The sequence below is a fragment of the Sulfitobacter sp. 1A15299 genome (assembly GCF_043556915.1).
Lineage (GTDB): Bacteria > Pseudomonadota > Alphaproteobacteria > Rhodobacterales > Rhodobacteraceae > Sulfitobacter.
Genome location: NZ_JBIFFJ010000011.1, coordinates 63873 through 87505, shown reverse-complemented (window position 1 = coordinate 87505; position 23633 = coordinate 63873). Strand labels below are relative to the sequence as shown.

The 23633-nt window shown below is 64.0% G+C and carries 25 protein-coding genes and 1 other RNA gene; 14 read left to right on the top strand and 12 right to left on the bottom strand.

Translation table 11 applies throughout. The features are described 5' to 3' along the window. Positions 1–81: 81 nt before the first annotated feature. Together ACGYK7_RS12500 and mscL are read left to right on the top strand one after the other, a co-directional pair. Positions 82–1131, top strand: coding sequence for a histidine kinase dimerization/phosphoacceptor domain -containing protein (locus tag ACGYK7_RS12500; RefSeq protein WP_394402598.1), 1050 nt, complete (start codon positions 82–84; stop codon positions 1129–1131). Positions 1132–1236: 105 nt separating this feature from the next. Beyond that, the gene (gene mscL / locus ACGYK7_RS12495; RefSeq protein ID WP_394402595.1) at positions 1237–1668 is read left to right on the top strand and encodes a large conductance mechanosensitive channel protein MscL; all 432 of its coding nucleotides are present in this window, start codon (positions 1237–1239) and stop codon (positions 1666–1668) included. 62 nt (positions 1669–1730) lie between these two features. Here mscL and ald read toward each other — a convergent pair whose 3' ends face one another. Continuing rightward, positions 1731–2849, bottom strand: coding sequence for an alanine dehydrogenase (gene ald, locus ACGYK7_RS12490; protein ID WP_394402593.1), 1119 nt, complete (start codon positions 2847–2849; stop codon positions 1731–1733). Between the two features lie 138 nt (positions 2850–2987). Here ald and ACGYK7_RS12485 point away from each other — a divergent pair, with 138 nt between their 5' ends. Continuing rightward, positions 2988–3446, top strand: a complete 459-nt coding sequence (locus ACGYK7_RS12485) for an Lrp/AsnC family transcriptional regulator (RefSeq protein WP_394402591.1) — start codon at positions 2988–2990, stop codon at positions 3444–3446. Between the two features lie 255 nt (positions 3447–3701). On the opposite strand, the gene rpsU is transcribed toward ACGYK7_RS12485, so the two are convergent. After that, positions 3702–3908 (bottom strand): 30S ribosomal protein S21, encoded by a 207-nt coding sequence (rpsU, locus tag ACGYK7_RS12480; protein ID WP_007118112.1) that lies wholly within the window; start codon positions 3906–3908, stop codon positions 3702–3704. 110 nt (positions 3909–4018) lie between these two features. Here rpsU and ACGYK7_RS12475 point away from each other — a divergent pair, with 110 nt between their 5' ends. The 4 genes from ACGYK7_RS12475 to ACGYK7_RS12460 all read left to right on the top strand — a co-directional run bounded on the left by ACGYK7_RS12475 (position 4019) and on the right by ACGYK7_RS12460 (position 6696). After that, positions 4019–4711, top strand: coding sequence for a COQ9 family protein (locus ACGYK7_RS12475; protein WP_394402590.1), 693 nt, complete (start codon positions 4019–4021; stop codon positions 4709–4711). A gap of 72 nt (positions 4712–4783) precedes the next feature. Beyond that, the gene (locus ACGYK7_RS12470) at positions 4784–5518 is read left to right on the top strand and encodes an energy-coupling factor ABC transporter ATP-binding protein (RefSeq protein ID WP_394402587.1); all 735 of its coding nucleotides are present in this window, start codon (positions 4784–4786) and stop codon (positions 5516–5518) included. Continuing rightward, a complete protein-coding gene (locus ACGYK7_RS12465; protein ID WP_394402586.1) occupies positions 5493–6089 on the top strand; it encodes an energy-coupling factor transporter transmembrane protein EcfT in 597 nt (198 codons plus the stop codon). The genes ACGYK7_RS12470 and ACGYK7_RS12465 overlap by 26 nt, the downstream gene beginning before the upstream one ends. A 61-nt stretch (positions 6090–6150) precedes the next feature. Then, complete coding sequence (locus ACGYK7_RS12460; protein ID WP_394402585.1) at positions 6151–6696, top strand: biotin transporter BioY; 546 nt, start codon at positions 6151–6153, stop codon at positions 6694–6696. 32 nt (positions 6697–6728) lie between these two features. Here ACGYK7_RS12460 and ACGYK7_RS12455 read toward each other — a convergent pair whose 3' ends face one another. Beyond that, complete coding sequence (locus tag ACGYK7_RS12455) at positions 6729–7835, bottom strand: acetyl-CoA C-acyltransferase (RefSeq protein ID WP_394402583.1); 1107 nt, start codon at positions 7833–7835, stop codon at positions 6729–6731. Further along, the gene (locus ACGYK7_RS12450; protein ID WP_394402581.1) at positions 7832–9061 is read right to left on the bottom strand and encodes a class I adenylate-forming enzyme family protein; all 1230 of its coding nucleotides are present in this window, start codon (positions 9059–9061) and stop codon (positions 7832–7834) included. The genes ACGYK7_RS12455 and ACGYK7_RS12450 overlap by 4 nt, the downstream gene beginning before the upstream one ends. 97 nt (positions 9062–9158) lie before the next feature. Here ACGYK7_RS12450 and ACGYK7_RS12445 point away from each other — a divergent pair, with 97 nt between their 5' ends. After that, positions 9159–10169, top strand: coding sequence for an NAD(P)H-quinone oxidoreductase (locus ACGYK7_RS12445; protein WP_394402579.1), 1011 nt, complete (start codon positions 9159–9161; stop codon positions 10167–10169). Between the two features lie 162 nt (positions 10170–10331). On the opposite strand, the gene ACGYK7_RS12440 is transcribed toward ACGYK7_RS12445, so the two are convergent. Continuing rightward, positions 10332–10976, bottom strand: coding sequence for a ribonuclease T (locus tag ACGYK7_RS12440; protein ID WP_394402578.1), 645 nt, complete (start codon positions 10974–10976; stop codon positions 10332–10334). A 123-nt stretch (positions 10977–11099) separates the two neighbouring features. Between ACGYK7_RS12440 and ACGYK7_RS12435 the strand changes: the two genes are divergently transcribed. The 3 genes from ACGYK7_RS12435 to ACGYK7_RS12425 all read left to right on the top strand — a co-directional run bounded on the left by ACGYK7_RS12435 (position 11100) and on the right by ACGYK7_RS12425 (position 14497). Further along, complete coding sequence (locus ACGYK7_RS12435; RefSeq protein ID WP_394402576.1) at positions 11100–11879, top strand: DUF1013 domain-containing protein; 780 nt, start codon at positions 11100–11102, stop codon at positions 11877–11879. 131 nt (positions 11880–12010) lie between these two features. Beyond that, entirely contained in the window at positions 12011–13132 is a 1122-nt protein-coding gene (locus ACGYK7_RS12430; RefSeq protein WP_394402575.1) for an endonuclease/exonuclease/phosphatase family protein, read from the top strand. A gap of 186 nt (positions 13133–13318) precedes the next feature. After that, on the top strand, positions 13319–14497 hold the full coding sequence (locus ACGYK7_RS12425; protein ID WP_394402574.1) for a type III PLP-dependent enzyme: 1179 nt from the start codon (positions 13319–13321) through the stop codon (positions 14495–14497). Between the two features lie 78 nt (positions 14498–14575). Here ACGYK7_RS12425 and recR read toward each other — a convergent pair whose 3' ends face one another. From recR to ACGYK7_RS12405, 4 genes are all read right to left on the bottom strand, one after another. Further along, positions 14576–15169: a recombination mediator RecR gene (gene recR / locus ACGYK7_RS12420; protein ID WP_174860611.1), complete on the bottom strand. Its 594-nt coding sequence runs from the start codon at positions 15167–15169 to the stop codon at positions 14576–14578. A 55-nt stretch (positions 15170–15224) separates the two neighbouring features. After that, entirely contained in the window at positions 15225–15569 is a 345-nt protein-coding gene (locus ACGYK7_RS12415; protein WP_007118099.1) for a YbaB/EbfC family nucleoid-associated protein, read from the bottom strand. A 51-nt stretch (positions 15570–15620) separates the two neighbouring features. After that, positions 15621–17378 carry a DNA polymerase III subunit gamma/tau gene (locus tag ACGYK7_RS12410; protein ID WP_394402571.1) on the bottom strand — a complete coding sequence of 586 codons (1758 nt, stop codon included), beginning with the start codon at positions 17376–17378 and terminating at the stop codon, positions 15621–15623. Between the two features lie 77 nt (positions 17379–17455). Next, complete coding sequence (locus ACGYK7_RS12405; protein WP_394402570.1) at positions 17456–17818, bottom strand: YidH family protein; 363 nt, start codon at positions 17816–17818, stop codon at positions 17456–17458. 63 nt (positions 17819–17881) lie between these two features. On the opposite strand from ACGYK7_RS12405, the gene ACGYK7_RS12400 reads away from it, so the two are divergent. Continuing rightward, entirely contained in the window at positions 17882–18715 is an 834-nt protein-coding gene (locus tag ACGYK7_RS12400; RefSeq protein WP_394402568.1) for a neutral zinc metallopeptidase, read from the top strand. A 283-nt stretch (positions 18716–18998) separates the two neighbouring features. On the opposite strand, the gene ffs is transcribed toward ACGYK7_RS12400, so the two are convergent. After that, positions 18999–19096: signal recognition particle sRNA small type (gene ffs / locus ACGYK7_RS12395), an RNA gene on the bottom strand. Positions 19097–19133: 37 nt separating this feature from the next. Next, on the bottom strand, positions 19134–20978 hold the full coding sequence (locus ACGYK7_RS12390) for a 5'-nucleotidase C-terminal domain-containing protein (RefSeq protein ID WP_394402566.1): 1845 nt from the start codon (positions 20976–20978) through the stop codon (positions 19134–19136). Between the two features lie 164 nt (positions 20979–21142). Here ACGYK7_RS12390 and nudC point away from each other — a divergent pair, with 164 nt between their 5' ends. Together nudC and ACGYK7_RS12380 are read left to right on the top strand one after the other, a co-directional pair. Beyond that, positions 21143–22111 (top strand): NAD(+) diphosphatase, encoded by a 969-nt coding sequence (gene nudC / locus ACGYK7_RS12385; RefSeq protein WP_394402564.1) that lies wholly within the window; start codon positions 21143–21145, stop codon positions 22109–22111. 72 nt (positions 22112–22183) lie between these two features. Continuing rightward, positions 22184–22657 carry an SRPBCC family protein gene (locus ACGYK7_RS12380; RefSeq protein ID WP_394402562.1) on the top strand — a complete coding sequence of 158 codons (474 nt, stop codon included), beginning with the start codon at positions 22184–22186 and terminating at the stop codon, positions 22655–22657. 16 nt (positions 22658–22673) lie between these two features. Here ACGYK7_RS12380 and ACGYK7_RS12375 read toward each other — a convergent pair whose 3' ends face one another. Then, positions 22674–23531, bottom strand: coding sequence for a prephenate dehydratase (locus ACGYK7_RS12375; RefSeq protein ID WP_209216552.1), 858 nt, complete (start codon positions 23529–23531; stop codon positions 22674–22676). Positions 23532–23633 lie beyond the last annotated feature (102 nt).

Below are 23633 nucleotides of genomic sequence, written 5' to 3'. Positions count from 1 at the left end.
ACCGATGCCCAAAGGTCTTCCTCTCAGCCATCGCTCTCGCCGCCACTGTCATCTACTGGCTATGAGTCCTGAGCCTACGATATTCTCGATACCGAAGCCGAAGCTGACTTCGACGACATCGTCGAGCTTGCGTCCAAAATCTGCGAAACGCCCGTCTCTCTGATCAGTCTGGTGGATGAAAAGCGCCAATGGTTCAAGGCGCGCGTCGGGTTCGAACCGCATGAGACGACCCTTGATCAATCGGTCTGCTCTCATGCCATTCTCGATGAGGGCTATACCGAGATTGCGGATATGGGGGCGGATCCGCGCACCTCGGACAATCCGCTTTATGTTGGCGACCCTCGGGTGAAATTCTACGCCGGCGCAAACCTTGTCGCGCCGAATGGCCAGCCGATTGGCACGCTCTGCGTGCTGGATACCAAGCCGCGGACCTTGACCGATTTCCAGCGCCAAGCGCTGCAAACCCTGTCGCGTCATGTGATGATGCAGTTGGAACTGCGCAAGAAGATCCGCATCGAAGCCGCTTTGCGCGCTGAGATGGACCACCGGGTAAAGAACTCGTTCCAGACAATCGCCTCCCTGCTGCGTATGGCGACACGCAAGGTGCAAGACCCCGACGCCAGGGATGTGCTTGCCCTTGTCGAGCGCCGTTTCGGCGCGGTGGCATCGCTGCATAATGAGTTGATGGGGCAGGGTGGCCGAAGCAAGGTGCAAACCAAGTCCTACCTCGAACAGCTGAACAAGCTCCTCTCTGCCGGCGCGCCGGATCACGTCGCCATCTTTTGCGAGGCCGCGCCGGGGGAGTTGCAGGCCGCGCAGGCATCGGCTCTTGGCATGATCGTGAGCGAATTCGTGGCCAATTCAATCAAACACGCCTTTGCCGGGGACCGGGCAGGGGAGATCAAAATCTCTCTCCGGCGGCAGGAGGGGGCTTTGGGCTGGCTTTTGGAATGTCGCGACAATGGCTGCGGCCATGACGGTGACGTTCCGGGGGCCGATAGCACGGGGCTTGGGCGGATGCTGATGGCCACGGCCGCCGAACAGTTGAACGGGCGTCTGACCACCGAGTTTACCAGCGAAGGCGCGCTTTTGCGGGTCTGTTTTCGGGATCAAGCGGCCCGAGAGCCGTAAAACGGGCGATTTATCGGAAAACTTTATTGACCGCTCTAGGCGGCAGTCCGCACTATCATGTGAGACAGCGGGGCCATCGGCGCGCAGCAAAATAGGGACAGAACCGTGATTCAAGAATTCAAAGATTTCATCGCCAAGGGCAATGTCATGGACATGGCCGTCGGCATCATCGTCGGCGCGGCCTTCACGGCGATCGTGTCGTCGTTGGTGGCCGATATGATCAACCCGATTGTCGGGCTTTTCACCGGTGGGGTGGATTTCACCAACAACTACGCGGTGCTGTCGGGCGATGTGCCTGCCAATGCTTCGCTTGAGCAGGCACGGGAGGCGGGGGCTTCGGTCTTTGCCTATGGCTCGTTCCTGATGGCCGTGATCAACTTTTTCATCATCTCCTTCGTGGTCTTCATCTTGGTGAAGATGGTGAACCGGGTGAAGGCGGCAGCGGAAAAGCCGGATGAGGTGGCACCAGAGGTCAAGACCGGCCCGTCGCAACTCGATGTATTGCTGGAAATTCGCGACGCTTTGAAAACGCGCTGAGCACTGCTTTTGGAATGGAAAGGCCCGCCAATCTGGCGGGCCTTTTGTTTGGCCGCTGTCGTTCAGCCCGCGATGGCTTGATCCGCGGTGATGCTGTCGATCCCAAGCGCGTCGCCCACGGCGGCATAGGTCAGCTTGCCCGCGTGGACGTTTAGCCCGGCTTTGAGGTGCGGGTCATCCGCGCAGGCTTGTTTCCAACCCTTGTCGGCCAGTGCCAGCATGAAGGGCATGGTGGCGTTGCCAAGCGCGATCGTCGAGGTGCGCGCCACGGCGCCGGGCATATTGGCAACGCAGTAGTGCATGATGCCGTCGACCTCATAAACCGGGTCTTGGTGCGTTGTTGGCTTGGAAGTCTCGAAACAGCCGCCTTGGTCGATTGCCACGTCGACCAGCGCCGCGCCGGGTTTGAGTTCAGACAGTTGCGCGCGGCTGATCAGCTTGGGGGCCGCCGCCCCGGGGATCAGCACCGCGCCGATGATCATATCGGCCTGACGCGCCAGTTCGATGGTGTTGCCCGCGCTGGCATAGGCGGTTTTGAAGGTGCCGCCATAGATGTCATCGAGATAGCGCATCCGGGGCAGGGAGCGGTCGAGCACGGTCACATCCGCGCCCATGCCCGCGGCGATGCGGGCCGCATGGGTGCCGACGACGCCGCCGCCGATGACCATAACCTTAGCCGGGCCGACACCGGGCACGCCGCCCATCAGCACGCCGCGCCCGCCATTGGCCTTCTGCAGCGTCCATGCGCCGACCTGCGGGGCCAAACGGCCTGCGACCTCGGACATCGGGGCCAGCAGGGGCAGGCCGCCATTGCGGTCGGTCACCGTCTCATAGGCAATCGCCGTACAGCCCGAGGCCAGCAGATCATGGGTTTGATCCGGGTCGGGCGCGAGGTGCAGATAGGTAAAGAGCAATTGCCCCTCGCGTAGCATCTTGCGTTCGCCCGCCTGCGGCTCCTTCACCTTGACGATCATGTCCGCCGTGGCAAAAATTTCCTCGGCCGTGTCGATGATGCGCGCCCCGGCGGCGGTGTAATCCGCATCCTCAAAACCCGCGCCGACCCCGGCCCCCGCCTGCACGATAACCTCATGCCCATGGGCAATGGCTTCTTGTGCGGCATTGGGCGTCAGGCCGACGCGGAATTCCTGCGGTTTGATTTCTGTCGGGCATCCGATTTTCATGGGGGTCACTCCTCCTCCGTAGTGGGACAGGATTATCACATCCACCTTGCATATCGCTGCGAAATTGGGGTCGCCAAGGGGCGCATCCTTCGAATATAATCGCGCTCAACTACCTCTTTACGCGAAAGTATTGCGCATATGGCCTTGGATGAGATTGATCGGCGTGTTCTGCGGGCTTTGCAGCGCAATGGGCGGGTGTCCAATGCCGAATTGTCGGAGGTGGTGCATCTGTCGCCCTCGGCCTGTCATCGCCGTGTGCAGCGGTTGGAAAAGGAAGGGTATATCCGCGATTATGTGGCCCTCTTGGACCCGCGCAAGCTGGATATGCCGACGACGGTCTTTGTCGAGATCACTTTGCAGGCGCAGGCCGAAGAGGTGTTGGAGGCTTTCGAGAAGTCGGTCTCGCGCATTCCCGATGTCTTGGAATGTCACCTGATGGCGGGAACGGCGGATTACCTGTTGAAGATCGTGGCCGAGAACACCGAGGATTTCGCCCGGATTCACCGTCAGCATTTGGCGCGGCTGCCCGGCGTGGCGCAGATGCAGTCGAGTTTTGCACTGCGGACGGTGTGCAAGACCACGGCGCTGCCGGTGTAGTTGGAAAGCCCGGAATCAAGGCCGAAGGCCGCCGGGCAGCGTCAGACCGCCCGAACGGGCTGGCGCTTTTGCAATCGGAGTGCTGGCCCGAAGCCCTTCACATGGGTTGCCCCCATAAACTGCCTATTTGGAAGGCCTTCGAGCGCCATCCCGCGGTCTGGCGCTGCCCGGCTCCGCTGCGCTTCCCCACAAAACAAAACCCCCGCTGCCAAGGGCACCGGGGGTTCTATATCTGTCGCGTGTCGCGGGGATGATTTACATCATACCTTCGCGTTGCGCTTTTTTGCGTGCCAGCTTACGGGCACGGCGGATCGCTTCAGCTTTCTCGCGCGCTTTTTTCTCGGACGGTTTCTCGAAATGTTGCTTGAGCTTCATTTCACGGAAAACGCCTTCGCGCTGGAGCTTTTTCTTCAGAGCCCGGAGGGCCTGATCGACGTTGTTGTCGCGAACACTAACCTGCATGTGGTTGTCACCACCTTTCTAGGATAAAGTTGCAAGGAATTGCAGGAAATGGGCCTATAACAGCCTATATCACGTTTGTCCACCCCATCACGCCCCGATAGGAGCCCGCCATGACACCGCCCAAGGCCGACCCAAAGGACCAATTGCTTGATGCCGCATTGATGCATGTGCCGTTTGACGGCTGGTCGCCCGCGACCTTCAATGCCGCGATCAAAGACAGCGGTCTGGACCCGGCGCTGGCCCGTGCGGTCTGCCCGCGCGGGGCGGTCGATCTCGCCGTGGCCTATCACCGGCGCGGTGACGTCAAGATGGTCGAAGGTTTGGCGCAGGCCGATCTGTCGGAGTTGCGGTTTAGGGATCGTATCGCCAAGGCGGTGCGCCTGCGACTCGAAGCCGGGGATCGTGAAGCGATCCGGCGGGGCAGCACGCTCTTTGCCCTGCCGCATCACGCGCCCGAAGGGGCCGGGCTGATTTGGGAGACCAGCGATAAGATTTGGACCGCCCTTGGCGATACTTCGGAAGATGTGAATTGGTACAGCAAGCGGGCCACGCTATCGGGGGTCTATTCGGCCACGCTGCTCTACTGGCTGGGCGACGCCAGCGAAGGGCATCAGGCAACATGGTCTTTCCTTGACCGGCGCATCGACGATGTGATGCAGATCGAAAAGCTCAAATCCAATGTGCGTGAAAGCCCGACGCTGAGCCGTCTGATGGCCGGGCCGAACTGGCTGTTGAGCCATATCAAGGCGCCGCGCGGGCAACGGGATCCCGATCTGCCGGGCCGTTGGACGCCGCCGAGCTAAGGCGCGCTGCGGGCTTCCCCGCTCGGGCGGCAGGTGGTAGGGCGGGGCATCCGGTTTTACCACAGGCGCCCGATGACCAACCCGACCCTTCCGCTCATTGATATCGACAGCATCAGCTACACCCCCGGCGGCACGCCGGTGCTGCGGGATGTGAGCTTGAGGTCCGATGCCGCGCGGATTGCAATCCTGGGCCGCAACGGCTCGGGCAAGACTTCTTTTGCGCGGGTTCTGTCGGGGCTGGTGGCCGCCGATGAGGGGCAAGTGCGGATTGCCGGGGTCGATGTGGCCCGGGACCGCCGCCGCGCGATCGGGGCGGTGGGTATCCTGTTTCAGAACCCGGACCATCAGATCATCTTTCCCACCGTGGAAGAGGAACTCGCCTTTGGTCTGCGGCAAATGGGCCAATCCAAGGCCGAGGCCGCGCGGGGGGTGGCGGCGATCCTTGGTCAATTCGACAAGCGCCATTGGGCGCAGGCGTCGATCCACCAACTCTCCCAAGGGCAGCGGCAGTTGGTTTGCCTGATGGCGGTTTTGGCGATGCAGCCGCGGGTGGTTGTGTTGGACGAACCCTTTGCCGGGCTCGACATCCCCACGCGGTTGCACCTTGAACGGGTTTTGGCGGGGCTGGACCTGACCCTGGTCCATATCACCCACGATCCGGCGGCGGTGGCGGCATACGATCACGCCCTTTGGCTGGAGCGCGGCGAGGTCGTCCAGCAAGGCAGCGCCCGCCCGGTGCTGCGCGCCTTTGAAACGCGGATGAAGGAATTGGGGGCGAGCGATGATCTCTCTGACCTCGCCGGTTGAGACCCGCGCCCATGGCTGGCCCGCCGGGGCCAAGCTGGGGGCGCTCTGCGCGGCCACCCTGCTGCTTTTCGGGGTGGAGGAGCCGGTTTGGCAAATCTTCTTCTGTGCGGGGATGCTGCTGCTCTATGCCTTGCCGGGGCGGGCCTTCCTGCGGGCCGGGGTGGGGCGTCTGTGGATGCTCTGGCCTTTCGTCGGGCTGATCCTGCTGTGGCATGTCTTGACCGACGATGCGGAGGCGGGGCTCGTGATCGCGCTGCGGATGGTCACCGCCGTGGGGTTGGCGAACCTTGTCACCATGACCACGAAACTCAGCGATATGATGGGGGTTGTGCATTGGCTCGCCGCCCCGCTGCGCCGTTTCGGGCTGCGCACGCGCAGCCTTGAGTTGGCCGTGGCGCTGGTGGTGCGTTTCACCCCGGTGCTGGCGGCCAAGGGGCAGATGCTGTCGCTGGCATGGCGGGCGCGGTCGCGCAGGCGGGCGGGCTGGCGCGTGGTGATGCCCTTTACGGTTCTGGCCATTGATGACGCCGAACATGTGGCCGAGGCGCTGCGCGCGCGGGGCGGGCTGTAATGCTTGACCGGGGCAGGGGGGTGGCCTAGGCAATGGAAAATTCAACCCAAGGATACTCCCAATGGAACGCAATCTGACCATGATCGCCCTCTTTGCCGCGTTGATCGCGGCGCTGGGCCTGATTCCGAAATTCACGCTCGGCTTCGGCGTGCCGATCACGGCGCAGTCGCTGGGTGTCATGCTTTGTGGCACGGTGCTGGGCGCATGGCGCGGTGGCCTTGCGGCACTGCTGTTCGTGGCGCTGGTGGCGCTGGGTCTGCCGCTTCTGGCCGGGGGCCGTGGCGGTCTGGGTGTCTTTGCCTCGCCGACCGTGGGTTTCCTCATCGGCTTCCCAATCGGGGCTTTCGTGACCGGCTTTATCATGGACCAGTGGCGCAGTGCGCCGGTGGGCCTCGCGGCTGGGGTGTCGGCGGTCTTGGGCGGCATCCTCGTGGTCTATGCCTTTGGCATCTTCGGGATGATGATGACGCTGAACAAAACGCTGGTCGAGGCAACCCTGCTGGTCCAAGCTTTCATCCCCGGTGACCTGATCAAAGCCGTGCTGGCGGGGTTCATCACCTCCGGTCTGGCCAAGGCGCGCCCCGCAAGCGTGCTGTCGCGCAGCTAAACGATTGGCCCGCTCCCCATGGGGGCGGGCCGCTACAGCCGCATCAGCGCGGCAGAGCCGATCCCCCCGGCGGCGGCAATCGCTGCCAAGCCGGTGCCCGATCCCCGCGCCACCAACTCATGCCACAGCCGCACCGCATTGATCGCGCCTGAGGCGCCAATCGGATGCCCGCGCGCCAAGGCGCCGCCGCTCCTGTTGACGATCCGCGGCGCGATCCCTGCGCCGGTGACGCAGGCGATGGCCTGCACGGCATAGGCCTCCATGATCTCGGCGCGGTTCAGGTCGCTGGCTTGCAATCCGGTGCGGCGAAAGACGTCCCCGATGGCCACCAAAGGGGCCAGCCCCGGCTCTTCGGGGCGGCTGCCCTTCGTCGCCGCCGCGATGAGTTCGACTTTCGGCAGGGCGAGGGGCGCCGCCACCCGCTCTGACACGACGACGCAAAAGGCCGCTGCATCGGCGGCGACGGCGGCATTGGCGGCGGTGATGTCGCCGGAAAGCACCTTGGCGCGGCTGCAAAGCGCGGGGGTGAGGCGGCGAGTGAAGGCATCGGTTAAGACGCCCGCGAGCGGCACCAGTTCCGCTTCGGTTGGGGGATGCGCGCGGGCCTTCGCGTGGCTTTCCACGGCCCAGTCATCCTGTGCGGCGCGGGAAATGCCTTGGGACCAACCTAGCGCCGCGGCGGCTTCCGCCATGTCGGGGTCGCGTTCGGGCCATGGGGTGAAGGGCGCTTGGCTATAGGCCTCAGCCGGGCGGCCATCGGCGAAGGTGCGGTAGCGGAGTGGCTGGCGGGAATAGCTTTCGGCCCCGCCCGCCACGACGATTTCGGCGGCGCCGGAAAGGACCATTTGCCGCGCCAGCGCCAGCGCGTCCAGTCCCCCCGCGCATTGCCGGTCGATGCTCAGGCCCGCGACATGTTCGGGCAGCCCCGCAGCCAAGGCGATGCTGCGGGCGGGGTTGCCGCCGGGGCCGAGGGCGGTGCTACAGATCACTTCGTCGACCTGCACAGGGCCCAGCCCCGCGCGGCTGAGGGCAGCAGTAAGGACCGGCGCGGCAAGCGCGGGTAGCGAGAGATGGGCTAGCGCCCCGCCGCGCGGGACGACCGGGCTGCGGCAGGCCGAGACGATATAGGCGCGGGTCACCTTTGCCCCTCCACCCAGTCCGAAAGCGCGCGCAGGTCGGGCTTGCCCGAGGGCAGCAGGGGCAGGTCGGGGCGGAAATAGACCCGCCGGGGGGAGGCGAGCGGCCCGAGCGTCGCGCGGCAGTGGGCGATGATTTTTTCGGCGGGCGGGTCTCCTGCCGCGGCCTCGACCACCGCGACCAGCTGCTGCCCTCGCAGCGCATCGTCTCGGGGCAGAACCGCGCAGGGCAGGCCGGTTTGGGCGCTGATCACGGCCTCTACCGTTTCGGGGAAAACCAACTGGTCGGCGATCTGCACCATGCGCTGCCGCCGCCCCTTGATCCAGAGGTTGCCCCTTGCATCCAGCGCGCCCATCTCACCCACGGTCACGAAGCCCTCCTGACAGCGGGTCTCTTCGCTGTGGCCGAGGGCGTAGCCGTCGAAGAGGTAGGGGCTGCGCACCCAGATCTCGCCAACATCAGTAGCGGGTTCACCCTCTGCATTCAAAAGCCGCAGCTCGACGCCGGGATAGGGGCGGCCCACCGCGCCCTCGGGCGTATCGGCATCGGCCAGCGTGATAAAACTCGTCTCTGCCGCGCCGTAGAAGACATGCACTGCCGCATGGGGGCAGAGCCGCGCCACCGCCACCCGTGTTGCCGTATCAAGCGCGCCGCCGCCGCAAAGAACCAAGCGCAGCGAGGGCAGCGGGGCAGCGGCAGCGCGGGCAAGCAAGCGGAGTTGCGTGGGCGTGGCATAGAGGATCGTCGCCCGGGCCTCGGCAATGTGAGCCGCCTGCCGCCGGGGGGCGTGGTCGGCCAGTACATGCGCGTCGAGGCCAAGATGCAGCGCTTCCAGCACCGCATAGAGCGATAGGGAATGGCTGAGCTGCCCCAACACGGCCACGCTGTCGCGGGGGGTAAGGGCGAACCGGTCGGCATTGACCTCAAAACTGGCGGTCCACGAGGCTTGGCTGCGGCGGACCGCCTTGGGCCGCCCCGACGCGCCGCCCGTGAGGGTGAGAAAGGCAGCGGGCGGGCAGGCGATGTCATCGGGCAGGGGGCGGTCGCTGAGGCAAAAGGGGGCTTGCTGGATGATCGCTGTGGCTAGGGCCGCCAGCGCATCGAAGGCGGGCGTTGCGGGCAGGGCGCGGAAGCTGTCGCACTGGCGCGTGGGCGCACGGCGCAGTTCCCGCTCCCCCGCATACAGCCGTGCGGCCTCATGCCAATTGAACCTGCCTCGCGCGCGCATCCGCCTCTCCCTCTTTTGTCGGGTCTCAGATTCCGGGTGCACGCCCCGGGGCCGCCCGTTAGGCTGCGGCGAAACCAGACCCGAGGATACTTCAGACATGACAGAGACCATGCGTGCAATCGAAATCACCGAACCCGGCGGTCCGGACGTTCTGCAAGGCACCACCCGCCCGCGGCCCCAGCCGAAACACGGTCAGGTCATCATCAAAGTCGCCTATGCCGGGGTGAACCGCCCCGATGCGCTGCAGCGCGCGGGCCGCTACGCGCCGCCCGCCACCGCCAGCGATCTGCCGGGGTTGGAGGCATCGGGCGAGGTGGTCGAAGTCGGGCCGGGGGTGACGACGCTGGCCCCGGGCGATCTGGTTTGCGCCCTGCTGCCCGGCGGCGGCTATGCCGAATATGTGGCCACCCCCGCAGCGCATTGCCTGCCCATTCCCGAAGGCATGGGGCTGAAAGAAGCCGCTTGCCTGCCTGAGACCTTCTTCACCGTCTGGTCGAACCTTTTCATGCGCGGTGGGCTGAAGGCCGGAGAGAAAGTGCTGATTCACGGTGGCTCTTCCGGCATCGGCACCACGGCGATCCAACTGGCGCGCATCATGGGCGCGCGGGTCTTCGTGACCGCGGGCACCGATAGCAAATGCGCGGCCTGTATGAAGCTGGGGGCCGAGGTGGCGATCAACTACCGGGACACGGATTTCGTCGATGTCATGCAGGCCGAGGGCGGCGCGGATGTGATCCTTGACATGGTGGGCGGCAGCTATATCAACCGCAACCTCAAAGCCTTGGCCGAGGACGGCAGACTGGTGCAGATCGCCTTCCTGCAAGGGGCCAAGCAGGAGGTGAACTTCGTTACGCTGATGACCCGCCGCCTGACCATGACCGGATCGACCCTGCGCCCGCAGAGCGATCTGGCCAAGGCGCGGATTGCTCAGGAGCTTTTGCAGAACGTCTGGCCCCTGTTGGAACAGGGCCGCGTCGCGCCGGTGATGGACAGCACCTATGACCTGTCCGAGGCGAATGACGCGCATCGCCGGATGGAGGCAAGCGGCCATATCGGCAAGATCGTCCTGAAGGTGGGCGGTGAACTGCAAGGTGAAGAAGATCAGTAAAAGTTGAGACAGTAACGAATTGTTAACCAGCAATTCGTTTACTGTAGGCACGGGTGGCCGGGACGCTGACCACCCGTGTTGGAGAGAGAGCCGAAAGGCATTGAATGCGGGAGAGGAAATTACGCCTCTCCCGTTTTCGCCAGAATATCGGCCCGGTTGGGCCTAGCGCAGAGGGGTGAACAGCGCGTTATCAAGCGTGCAGTCCCGCCGAACGTCCGGTCCGCAGGGGATGAACTCAAGGTCGCGGGACAGGCAAATGCGCGCCTCTTGGATGTGCCCTTGCTTGCAGGTGATGGTGATCCCCTGCGCGGTCAGGTCCGGGTTCGCTTTGAGGAAGGCCTCCTCCACCACCGCCGCGGGGAGGGACACGGTACGGTCTAGCTTGCGAAAGACCTCGGGGCGCTTGATGCGGGCGTAGGCCTCCCGCGAGAGTGCGAAATAATCCGCTGGGGCCAAACCGCTGCAAGAGCCGTGCTTCTTCCACTGGTGCCATGCCAAGCCGCCGGTGCCCATGATATCGGCCATCGCTCCGGTTTGGGCGCGGCTGGGCGGGCGGCGGCCGCTTTGGCAATAGGAGGGGTATCCCCGTGCGAACTGGGGCCAGAGGCCATGTAGGGTCCAACCGTGGTCTTTCGCGGCATCGCATTGCGGAGATTGCCGCGCGTCGCCGGTCAATTCGCACCAATTGGGCGACCATGACAGGGACATGACGTAGTAGTCGAATTCGCCCGAACGCTCCCCTTCAGCCAGCGTGACAGCGGGGGCGATCAGCCCGAGGATCAGCAGACAGGCGCGCAGTGGCCGCATTGGGTCTTCCCTTATGACGTTTGAGCCAGTATACAGCCGCCAACTTCCCCGACAATGGAGACCGTTCTGCCCAGCAGGACAGCCTTTCAGGCGACGGGAAAATTGCGTTTTTAGGAGAGTGACATGGCAAAACCGATTATGGCCAAAGCCACCGCCGTTTGGCTCGTGGACAATACCACCATCAGCTTCAAGCAGATCGCCGATTTCGTCGGCATGCATGAACTCGAAGTGCAGGGCATTGCCGATGGCGACGTGGCGCAGGGCGTGAAGGGGTTTGATCCGGTTGCCAACAACCAGCTGACGCAGGAAGAGATCGACGCGGCGCAGGACAACCCACTGCATAAGCTGAAGCTCAAGTTCAACGCCGCCGCCGAGGGCGAAGAGAAACGCCGCGGCCCGCGCTATACCCCGCTCAGCAAACGTCAGGACCGTCCGGCGTCGATCCTGTGGCTGGTCAAGTTCCACCCCGAGCTTTCCGATGGTCAGGTCAGCAAACTGGTGGGCACCACCAAGCCGACGATCCAAGCGATTCGCGAGCGCACACATTGGAACATCGCCAACATCCAGCCGATTGACCCGGTTGCCCTTGGCCTGTGCAAACAGTCCGAGCTTGACGCCGCCGTGCAAAAGGCCGCCGCGAAGAAGGCCGCTGCGGGCGAGGTGATGAACGACGACGAACGCCGCAAGCTGGTCTCGACCGAGCAGAGCCTCGGCATGGAGAGCGAGCCGAAAATCCCCACGGCCATCGAAGGGCTGGAAACCTTCACCCTGTCGGGCAACAGCGCGGATGACGAGGAAGAAGAGAGCCACACCAAGGGCGATTACTCCGATGCCGACAGCTTCTTCTCGCTGCCCGACAGCAGTGACGAAGACGATGAGGACGAAGACAAAGCCAAGGGCTAAGCCCTCTTAGGCCCCGCTCAGGCCGGTGTGGTGAAAGGAACTTTCGCCGTAAAGATGTGTTGAATTGACAGGGCGTCGGGATTTCCGACGCCCTGTTTTACTTTGCAAGAAAGGGTGCATCGCGCCGGGGGATGGAATTGGAAACGGCATTGGACTGGGTGATCTGGGGGCTGGCGGGCTTGCTGATACTGGGCAGCCTGCTGCCGCTGAGCAAGCTGCCCTTCGGGGCGATCCGCGGGCTGGCCTTTCCTCGGGAACAGTTCCTCGGTCTGGCGCTGGTGCTGGCAATCGGTTTCGCCCTGTCGCAGGGGGTGACAACACCTTCGGGCATCGCCGGGATTGCGCTGATGCTGGGTGTCGCAGCGCTTCAGGCGCTTTACATCACCAAGTTCACCCCGCTGTGGCGCAAACAGTCTTTGGCGGCCTCGCCCGCGTTGCGCCGCGCGACGGACCGGCAGTTCAGCCTGCTGGCCGCCAATGTCAAAAAGTCCAACCGCGATTACGGCAAACTGATCGCATTGGTCGAGGCGCGGGTGCCGGATATCTTCATGGCGATCGAGGTGGACCAGGCCTGGATCGACGCGCTGGATGACGGTTTGGGCAAGAACTACGGGCACCGCGTCGACGTGCCGCTCGACAATGGCTATGGGCTCTGCCTCAGGTCGAAACTGCCGCTGTCGGAGGTTGAAGTGCGCGAGTTGGTCACCAAAGAAGTGCCCTCCATCCGCGCCCGTGTGCATCTGCCGGTGGGGGAGGATTTCCGCCTCTACGTCGTCCATCCCGAACCGCCTGTGATCGAACATGACACCAAGGGGCGCGACAGTGAGATCGCCTTGGTCGGTATCGAGGCCGAGAAAGATCCGCTGCCCGCCGTGGTCTCGGGCGATTTGAACGATGTCGCTTGGTCGACCACGACGCGGCGCTTTCAGCGGCTCTCGGGGCTCTTGGACCCGCGGGTGGGGCGGGGCATGTACAACACTTTCAGCGCGACGATGCCTTGGATGCGCTGGCCTTTGGATCACCTTTTCCACGATCCGCAGTTCCGTTTGCTAGAGATGGACCGTTTGGACAAGATCGGATCGGACCACTTCCCGATGTGGTTCGTCCTTGCCATGGCCGAGACCGAAGCCGCCGAAAGCGACCCCGAAGAAACCAACCCGGATGAAGAGCAAGAGGCCGTGAATATGATCAAAGAAGAACAGAAAAGAGACCGCGAACCGATCGGCAGCGATTGGGAGGATGAGGAAAACTAACAATTTGCCCTAGGGGCAATTTTACCCCTTGTACGAATCCAAAAACGGCGTATGTGGCGCGTTACAGACGCCAACGCACGCGCCTCTGGCCGGTCAGTTCCTACTCTGACTGACCCGCGTTTATGTAGCGACGGTAACGTCTCTTGAAACGACACGCGGGGAACCAGCCCCACCTGCTCTTTGGAGATGACCATGAATGCTACAGTCCCCGGCGCTCTGCGCGCCGCACCGTCCTTTCACGCCGACCCGGCTGCGGCTTATATCGCCGCCAACAGCTTTGACAAGCCGACGCTTGTGATCAGCCGTGACCGCGTGGCCGCGCAATATGACGCGCTGCACAAAGGTCTGGGCGAGGCGCATATCCATTACGCGGTGAAGGCGAACCCGGCGCCGGAAATCATTCGTCTGCTGGTCAACAAAGGCTCTGGCTTTGATGCGGCCTCGCGGGCCGAGATCGAACTGTGCCTGAGCCAAGGGGCCAAGCCTGAGAATATCTCTTTCGGCAACACCATCAAACGTGCCTCGGACATCGCTTTTGCCCATTCGGCGGGGGTGACCCTGTTTGCGGCGGATAGCGAAGCCGAATTGGACAAGATCGCCGCCCATGCGCCGGGCGCGCGGGTTTACCTGCGCTTGATCGTCGAAAACTCCATGGCCGATTGGCCGCTCAGCCGCAAATTCGGCTGTGCCGGTTCGGCGCTGCCTGCGCTGCTGAACCATGCGGTTGCCGTGGGCCTCGTGCCCTTTGGCCTGTCCTTTCACGTCGGCTCGCAAACCCGCAAGGCGGAGTTCTGGAACCCGGTGCTGGATCAGGTGGCCCCGCTGTGGCACGCCGCCCGTGCGGATGGCCATGACCTGCAACTGCTGAACCTCGGCGGCGGTTTTCCGGCTTTCTATGGCGAAAACATCGAAGCGCCCCGCGCCTATGCCGCCGCCGTGATGCGCGCCGTCAAAGCCCGCTTTGGCGATGTCGCGCAGGTGATGGCAGAGCCGGGCCGTGGTCTGGTGGCCGAGGCGGGGCATATCGCTGCCGAAGTCATGCTGGTCAGCCGTAAATCCGCGGACGATCTGCACCGCTGGGTCTATCTGGATATCGGCCGCTTTTCGGGTCTGGCGGAAACTGAGGGCGAAGCGATTCGCTATCAGATCGTCACACCGCATGACGGCGAAGAGACCGGCCCCTGCGTTTTGGCCGGCCCATCCTGCGATTCGGCGGATATTCTCTATGAAAAACGCCCGATCCACCTGCCTTTGGCCCTGCGCGATGGCGATAAAGTGATGATTCGTGCTTGCGGAGCCTACACAAGCTCTTACAGTTCGGTTGGGTTCAATGGATTTCCGCCGCTTGATTCGATCGTGCTCTGACAGCACGATCTGCGTCGCCCCGGAAAAGGGCCGTCTGCTTTGGGAGGAGCGGGCGGCCCGCTTTGATTCTGAGAGGGGCTATAGCGACTTGCGCGCCTGCATCGCGGCGGTGATCGTCCCGTCGTCGAGGTAGTCCAACTCCCCGCCGATCGGTACACCTTGGGCGAGCGACGTTAGCCGCACGCGGCCCTCCAATTGATCCGCGATGTAATGTGCCGTGGTCTGCCCGTCGATCGTGGCGTTGAGCGCGAGGATCACCTCCGTCACCCCTTCGGTATCGATCCGGTCCACGAGACGCGGGATGCGCAATTCCTGCGGGCCGATGGCATCGAGCGCCGAGAGCGTGCCGCCCAGCACATGATAGCGCCCCTTGAACACGCCCGAGCGCTCCATCGCCCAGAGATCGGCCACGTCTTCGACCACGCAAAGCTCTCCGTTCGCGCGTTTTTCGGAGGTGCAGATGTCGCAGATGTCGGCGGTGCCGACGTTGCCGCAGTTCAGACATTCGCGTGCCGTGGCGGCGACGGTCTGCATCAGGTCGGACAGGGGCGTCAGCAAAAGCGCGCGTTTGCGGATCAGGTGCAGTACCGCGCGCCGGGCCGAGCGGGGGCCAAGGCCGGGCAGTTTCGCCATCAGCTCGATCAGGGCGTCAATATCGCGGGTAGAGCTCAATGAATGGCACCTATGGGCGTTGAAAGAGGGGCGGGACCGGCCCGCCCCACCGGGATCAGAAGGGCAGTTTCATGCCCGCGGGAAGGCCCATGCCTTCGGTCAGCTTGCTCATCTCGGCCTGGGCGCGTTCCGAGGCTTTGCTCTGCGCATCCTTGATCGCGGCGAGGATCAGGTCTTCGACCACTTCCTTTTCGTCCTTGTTGAAGATCGACGGGTCGATATCGAGCCCCTTCAACTCACCCTTGGCGCTACAGGTCGCTTTGACGAGGCCCGCACCGGATTCACCTTCGACGGTGATGTTGTGCATCTCCTCTTGCAGCTCGGCCATCTTGCCCTGCATTTCCTGCGCTTTTTTCATCATCCCGGCCATATCACCGAGGCCGCCTAATCCCTTGAGCATCTGGGTCTCCTTGTTGCGTTGTCGTTTATATGTGGCGCGGGGGCCGGGGGATCAACCGTCCTCGAACGGATCCCATTCGTCTTCGACTTCGGGCAGCGCCTCTGCCGTGGCGGCGGCGGCGATGTCTTCGGGGGTGCGGATCGCGGTGATCCGGGCCTTGGGAAACTGTGCCAGCACCGCCTGCATCATCGGATGGTCCTGCGCCTGTTTCTTCAACGCCAGTTCACGCGCGTCGCGGACCTGCGCGATGGTCTCGGCCCCGCCCTCGTTTACCAGTGAGACGGCCCAGCGGTTGCCGGTCCAGAGTTGGAGTTTCTGCCCCAGCCGCTGCGCCAGATCGCGCGGCGCGTCGTCGGTGGGGACAAACTCGATCCGGCCCGGCTGATAGGCGGCAAGCTGCAGGCAGGTTTCCACTTCGACCAACAGTTTCACGTCGCGGTTCACGCGGATCAACTCGACTACATGTTCGAATGTCGGGAAACGGGCCAGCGCGGCGTTGAGGTCTTGCGCCAGTGCCGTGGTCTGCCCCTGCGGGCCTGGGTTGGAGGCCATGCGCTGCTGCGCCTGTTGCACGGCCTGCGCGCCAGTGCTGCCCTGGGCGGCACCATTGCCACCACCGCCGCCGCCGCCGTTCGGCGCGGGCGGCGGGCTGCTGTTTTGCAGCTTGCGCACCAGTTCCTCGGGCGAGGGCAGGTCGGCCACATGGGTGAGGCGGATCACGGCCATTTCGGCGGCCATCATCGCGTTGGGCGCGGCTGCGACCTCGTCCAACGCCTTGAGCAGCATCTGCCAGAGCCGCGTCAACACGCGCATCGGTAGGGTCTCGGCCATCTGCTGGCCGCGGGCGCGTTCCTCGGGGGCGATGGTAGGGTCTTCGGCGGCATCGGGCGTGATCTTCACGACCGACACCCAATGGGTGATTTCGGCCAGATCGCGCAGCACGGCCATCGGGTCGGCCCCATCGGCATATTGCGCCGAAAGTTCGGTCAGCGCCGCCCCCGCATCACCGCGCAGCACCATGTCAAAAAGGTCCAGCACCCGGCCACGGTCGGCCAGCCCCAGCATGGCGCGCACCTGTTCGGCCCCGGTCTCGCCCGCGCCGTGGCTGATTGCCTGATCCAAGAGCGAGGTGGCGTCACGGGCCGAGCCTTCGGCAGCGCGCGTAATGAGCGCCAGCGCGTCATCGGTGATCTCGGCATTCTCGGCGGTGGCGATCTTGCGCAAAAGCGCGATCATCACCTCGGGCTCGATCCGGCGCAGGTCGAACCGCTGGCAGCGCGAAAGCACCGTCACCGGCACCTTGCGGATCTCGGTGGTGGCGAAGATGAATTTGACGTGTTCCGGCGGCTCTTCCAGCGTCTTCAGCAGCGCGTTGAAGGCGCCGGTCGAGAGCATGTGCACTTCGTCGATGATATAGACTTTGTACCGGGCCGAGGCGGCGCGATAATGCACGCTATCGATGATCTCGCGGATGTTGGCGACGCCGGTGTTCGATGCCGCGTCCATCTCCATCACGTCGACATGGCGGCCTTCCATGATGGCGGTGCAATGTTCGCAAACGCCGCAGGGGTCGGTCGTCGGCCCGCCGTTGCCGTCCGGCCCGATGCAGTTCATCCCCTTGGCGATGATCCGCGCCGTCGTCGTCTTGCCGGTGCCGCGAATGCCAGTCATCACAAAGGCCTGCGCGATCCGATCGGCGGCAAAAGCGTTTTTCAGCGTGCGCACCATGGCGTCTTGGCCGACGAGATCGGCAAAGGTTTCGGGCCGGTATTTGCGGGCCAGAACGCGGTAGGCGGATGTATCTGTCATGGTGCCCCAGATCGGATTCGGTCAAGGCCGTAAACTATGCGCTCCGCGCCGTGGCGTCTACCGTGCTTGCGAAAGGCTCAGAGCATCCAAAGGATCGCCCCGACCCCAGCAGAGGCGAAGGCGAGCAGGATTGCCAAGACTTTCATCCGGCTGTTGGATTGGGCATGGGCGTGATGGTCGCTCAGCCGCCTTTGGGTTTTCGCCGCCGAGGCCTGCGCGGCCCAATAGACGTAGAGCGCGGCAAAGATGAAGACCGAGGCCACGGCTTTCGCCACCCATGTCGGCTCGAACTGACCGAAAACGGCGCGCAGGCCGATCGCCACGGCAACAGCGGCCATGCCGGTACGCATCCAGCCCGCAAAGGTGCGTTCATTGGCAAGGATCGTGCGATCCTCTGCCCAGTCGGTCCGGCTTTCGGCCAAGTCAGTCTTATCACTCATTGAACCAAACTGCGCCCTGCGCGTTCATGTGGCAATAGGCTTTCACATAACGAGGGACGGTTCATGCGGTTGGGTGGAATTGGGCGGAGCAAGAATGTCATCCGCCGCAGCGGTGGGGCTGGCAAGGCGGGGGGGCTAGGTCTGGTCGGTGTGCTGGCGGTTTTGGCCATCGGTTATTTCACCGGGATCGACGTGACGCCGCTGTTGACCGGCCAAGGCGGCGGACAGGTCCAGCAGTCCCGCCCGCTGAGCGATAGCGAAGACCCGCAAGTCGATTTCGCTGCCCGCGTGCTCACCACGACCGAACAGGTTTGGAGCCGAATTTTCCAAGAGCAACTTGGCGAGACCTATACACCGCCCCAACTTGTGGTTTTTGAGAATGTGACCCAAAGCGCCTGCGGCGGGGCTTCGGGCGCGACGGGGCCGTTCTATTGCCCGGCGGACAATATGGCCTATCTCGACACCGCGTTTTTCCGCACGTTGGACCAGCGCCTTGGCGCCGGAGGCGATTTCGCTGCGGCCTATGTGATCGCCCATGAGGTTGCGCATCATGTGCAAAATGAGATCGGCGTTCTGCCGCAGGTGGCCCGGATGCGGCAGCAGTCTTCCGAGGTTGAGGCGAATGCCCTGACCGTGCGGCTTGAACTGATGGCCGATTGTTTTTCGGGCATTTGGGCGTCGAATGTCGAAGGGCTGATGGAAAAGGGCGACCTTCAGGAAGCCCTCAATGCGGCGCGGATGATCGGGGACGATCATCTGCAGCGGCAGGCCGGACAGGTGCCGCAACCGCATACTTTCACCCATGGTACGTCAGAGCAGCGCGCGCGGTGGTTCGAGCGGGGATTTGAGAGCGGCCAGATTGCGGCTTGCGATACGTTTGAGGCGGATCGGCTATAAGGCGGTGAGGGCAGCGGCCTCCCTGGGGGGGGCGATGCCCGTGGTGCCCACGGGCGGGCGCATCATGAGGGCAAGGCTCCAAGCCACTATCGAAAATGCGTGTAGCATGAAGGATGGAGGCGTGTCTGTGGTTAGGGTGGCGCCTTGCCTTACGAGCTATGCTCGGCGTGCCGCCGGGCGGGGCGCCTTAGATCTCAAATGCATCTGATTTAGAAGAAGCTGCCCCTCTCACCGCTTCTGCGCAGCGACTGCCGGGGCGTTGCATTGCCGAGCAATGCAAGGGTGGTGAGAGGCTGATAACGACCCAAGCGGGGCTCGTTACGGCTGCTTCCTTCCGGATCTGACCGGGTTGGCGAGGCGCTTGCCCGCACCAACCTCTCAAGGCCCATATAGGAGGGCATGGATCGAAGTGCAAGCCTCACAAGCGGATCGCGATTTGGGCAAAGCCCGATGCGGTCATGCCGCGGGGGGCGGGCGAGAGATGCGCGATGTCGTGCAGGAAGGGCAGGGCCTCGGGCGAGGTATACAGAACCGCCTGCGCCCCCGCCGCATCGAAGCGCCATGGCGGTGCGTCGGACCACGGGCGCTCCTGCGGCGCGGCGAGAGCAGCGATCAGCGCGTCGGCCAACGGAAGCGGGCTGCGCAGGGCGATGTCATCCTTCGCCGCGCGGTCAAACCCGCCGCCGCCCGCCGCGCGGAACTGGTTGGTCGCAAGTAGGAACTTCTGGTCTGGCCGCACCGGCGCGCCCTGCCATGACAGACCGGTGATCCGTCTGCCGCGCGGGCGGCAGGGGTCAATCGCATAGGTGATGCCGAAGATTGTGTCGCAGTGAAATGGCGGGCGGCAGGGGTCGAGAAGCGGGCCCGGGGTGCTGCCGAGCGGGGCAAACACCTCTGCCGCCTTTTCCAAACGCCGCCGCAGGTCGACACCGGTGAGGCGCAGCGCCCAGACCGCGTTTTGATAGGGAAGCAGCCCGGCGATATGCCGGCGTTGCACCGCGCCCGGCGGGATATGCAGGAAATGCCCCGGCCCGCCGCGCCCGCCTGCCGTATGTGCCGCCGTGGCGGCAAGGATCGGGAGTGCGCTGTCCGCCGTGCCCGCGACGCCTCGGCGGATCACCTCGGCCTGCGCGCGGGCGCTCAGCGCGTCGATGGGGGTGGGCATGGCAAGGGCGAAGTAGTTGTGCAGCGCGGTATCGGTATGGCCGACCACCTCTTCCAGATGCCTACGCACGCCAATGTGGCTGACCCGGGCCGCGCTCAGCACCGTGGGATCGGCCAGCGTTCCTGTGTTGTTGTCGCGCAGGTGGCTTTGATGGCCCGACACCGTCCACCCTCCCTGCGCATCCCGTACAAGGGTCAGATCCAGCACGGCCAAATCGGACCCGCCAAAGCCCGGCATCGCCGCCGGACGGTCGGACAGCGTGCCCGCCTGCGTATCGACCCCCTCGCGCGGGCCGTGGTCCTCTCCGGGAAAGCGCAGGTGGGTGTGGCCGGTGATCACCGCGTCGATTCCGTCGATCTGGGCAAGGGCGCAGATGTCCTCCTCGGCGGTGATCTCTCCTTTCTGGGCGATGCCCATATGGGCCAGTAGCACGGTCAGATCGGCCCCCTTCGCACGCAAGGCCAGCACGGCGCTGCGCAGGCTTTCGAGGGGGCCGGTGATCTCGGCCTCATTCTCCAAAACCTCGCGGTTCCAGATCGCGGTTCGGCCCGGCAGGACGGAAAGCAGGCCAACCCGCAGTTCAGACGCGGGATGCCGGGCCGTGGCAGGCAGCAGGCAAGAGACGACGGCCCAGCGGCGCAGCGGGCCGGGGTCGGTCAGATGCAGATTGGTCGAGATCAGCGGCATGTCGAGTGCCCCGGCCACGGCGCGCAGATAGGGCAACCCATGGTCGAGGTCGTGATTGCCCAAACCCAGACCGTCATAATGCAGATGGTTCACACAGGCGACGAGCGGATGCGTATGGGTGACCGCCATCTGCGCCAGTTGATCGCCCAAAGCATTGCCCTGCAACAGATCGCCATTGTCGAGCAGGATACAGGCAGCCCCCTGTTCCGCCGCCTCTGCCCGGGCGGTGCGGATCAAGGTGGCGATTCCGGCCAGCCCGTGATGGCCCACCGAACGGTCGCCCACATAGTCATGCCCCACGATCTGCATATGCAGGTCCGTGGTGGCCAGAATGCGCAGACGTGCCTCGGCCGGGATGCCACCCTCAGAGGGAACGACACCGGTCGAGGCATATGTGCTGCGCCTGTTCACCGAAAAGGTAAGTACTCGTTAAATTTTGCAACTTTAAGATGTTTTGATATGACCAGATTTCAACCGCTCTGGCAAGGGGCTTGGGATTGCCAATCTCGCATGTGCCGTGGCAAGGCTGGGCAAAACGCCAAAAGCCTGTATCGGGCCTGTATCGGGAGAGCGCCATGCGCCACGCGGAGACGGTAACCTTTGGAGGCTCGGCCCTTGATCGGGCGGGAGAGATACGCGGCAATCCGGAAGCCTTGGCGCAGCTGCGCGCCGACCCGGCGGCCCGGGCGGTGGTCTTTTGGCGCGGCAAGCCGCTGATCGCGCCCGAACGCCCCGCCGCTTTGGTGCGCTTGGCGATGGATCACCCCGTCTTGCAAGAGGCCGAAGGCACAGCGATCTTGCTGGGGCGCGAGGATGGGGCGCCGCGCTTTGCCGTGGATATCTCCGGCTGGGAACCCGCCGATCTGGATCAATCGCAACTGGGCGCGTTCCTTGACCCCAGCGAACAGCGCCATCCGCTTCTGGGCGATGACATGGCCTTTGCCGAATTGCGCAGGGTGATGACATGGCTTGATCCGCGCGATGCCGAACTGGCCGCCAGCGGCAAGGCGATCCTCGGCTGGCACGACAGCCACTGCCATTGCGCGCGCTGCGGCAGCGCCACCGATCTGGCACAGGGCGGCTGGCAACGGGTCTGCCCTGACTGCGGCGGCGCGCATTTCCCGCGCACCGATCCGGTGGTCATCATGCTGATCACCCACGGCAACTCGGTCCTCATGGGGCGCTCCCCTGGTTGGCCCGAGGGGATGTATTCCCTGTTGGCGGGTTTTGTCGAACCGGGAGAGACGGTAGAGGCCGCCGTGCGGCGGGAGGTCTTTGAAGAGGCCGGCGTGCAGGTCGGCGCGGTGCGCTATCTCTCCAGCCAGCCATGGCCCTTTCCGGCCTCGCTGATGTTGGGTTGCGCCGGCGAGGCGCTGAGCCGGGAGTTGACCATCGACCCGGTTGAGATCGAAGACGCGCTTTGGGTCACCCGCGAAGAGATGATGGAGGTCTTTGCCGGAAGCCATCCGCGCCTTCTGCCCGCCCGCCGCGGGGCCATCGCGCATTTCTTGCTGGAAAACTGGCTTGCGGATACACTCACCTGACACACCGCGCTGACAGGCCCGGACGAAGCGGCGGGGGTGGCAAATGCGAGCAGAAGAATTGGAACGGACCGAATGAAATTCTCCACCAAAGAAGACGTCGAAGCGCCGATCGAGGCGGTCTTTGACATGTTGTGCGATTTTGAGAGCTTTGAGCGGGCGGCGATGCGGCGCGGGGCGGAGGTGCAGCGCGCCGATGCCCTGCATCAGCCCGGCGTCGGGATGACATGGAAGGCGGTCTTCCCCCTGCGCGGCAAGCGGCGCGAGTTGACGCTTGAGATGGTGACCTTCGACCGGCCCAACGAGATGGTGATCGACAGCATGTCGCAGGGGTTGGCGGGGCAGATGTCCTTTGAATTGATGCCCCTGTCGCGCAACAGCACGCGGGTTTTGGTCGCTCTTGAGGTCAAGCCGCTGACCCTGTCGACGCGGCTTTGGGTGCAATCGCTCAAACTGGCCAAGACCACCCTGACCCAGAAGTACAAGGACCGCGTGGCGGAATATGCCCGCGGGATGGAAAAGCGCTACGCCAGCGGCGTCAAGGTCTGAGCCTGCGCGGCCAGTCTCACATCCCGGTCGGCGCGCCCCGGCCGGGATGGGCGGGGTAGGCGCCGAGAATTTCCAGCTTGTTGGTGAAATACCCCAGTTCATCCAGCGCGCGTTTCACCGCCGGGTCTTCAGGGTGGCCTTCGATATCGGCGTAGAACTGCGTCGCGGTGAAGGAGCCGCCGACCATATAGCTTTCCAGCTTGGTCATGTTGACGCCATTGGTCGCAAAGCCTCCCATCGCCTTGTAAAGCGCGGCGGGAATGTTGCGCACCTCGAAGACAAAGGTGGTCAGCATCCGCTCGGCCCGGCGCGAGAGGTCGATCTTGGGCGCCATCAGCAAGAAGCGGGTGGTGTTATGGTCCATATCCTCGATATCGCGGGCCAGCACGGTGAGGCCGTTGATCTCTGCCGCGACCTCGCCTGCCAAAACGCCATCGGTGCTGCCTTCTGTTGCGGCCAGTTCGGCGGCGGCCCCGGCGGAATCGGCGGCGGGTTCAGAAGTGATGCCGTGTTGCTGCAAAAAGCTGCGCGCCTGTGGCAAAAGCACCAGATGCGCGCGGACATGTTTGATGTCTTCCAGTGCCACGCCGGGGCGGGCCATCAGGGCAATGCGCACCCGGACGAAGGCTTCGCCGATGATGTGCAGGCCGCTTTCCGGCAGCAGGCGGTGGATGTCGGCCACCCGGCCATAGGTCGTGTTCTCGACCGGCAGCATGGCCAATTCGGCGCGGCCTTCGTTTACGGCCCGGATCACGCCTTCGAACGATTGGCAGGGCACCGGTTCCATGTCGGGGCAGGCCTGAAGACAGGCCTCGTGACTATAGGCGCCAAGGGCCCCTTGGAAGGCGATGCGCGGCGTGGTCTGGGCGGTCATGGATCGTATCCTGCTGCAAAAGGCGCGGAGAAGGGCAATTGGTCGCGGTAACTACACCTTGCCTGCGCCAAGGGAAAGCAATAGATACGCGGGCAACGATGC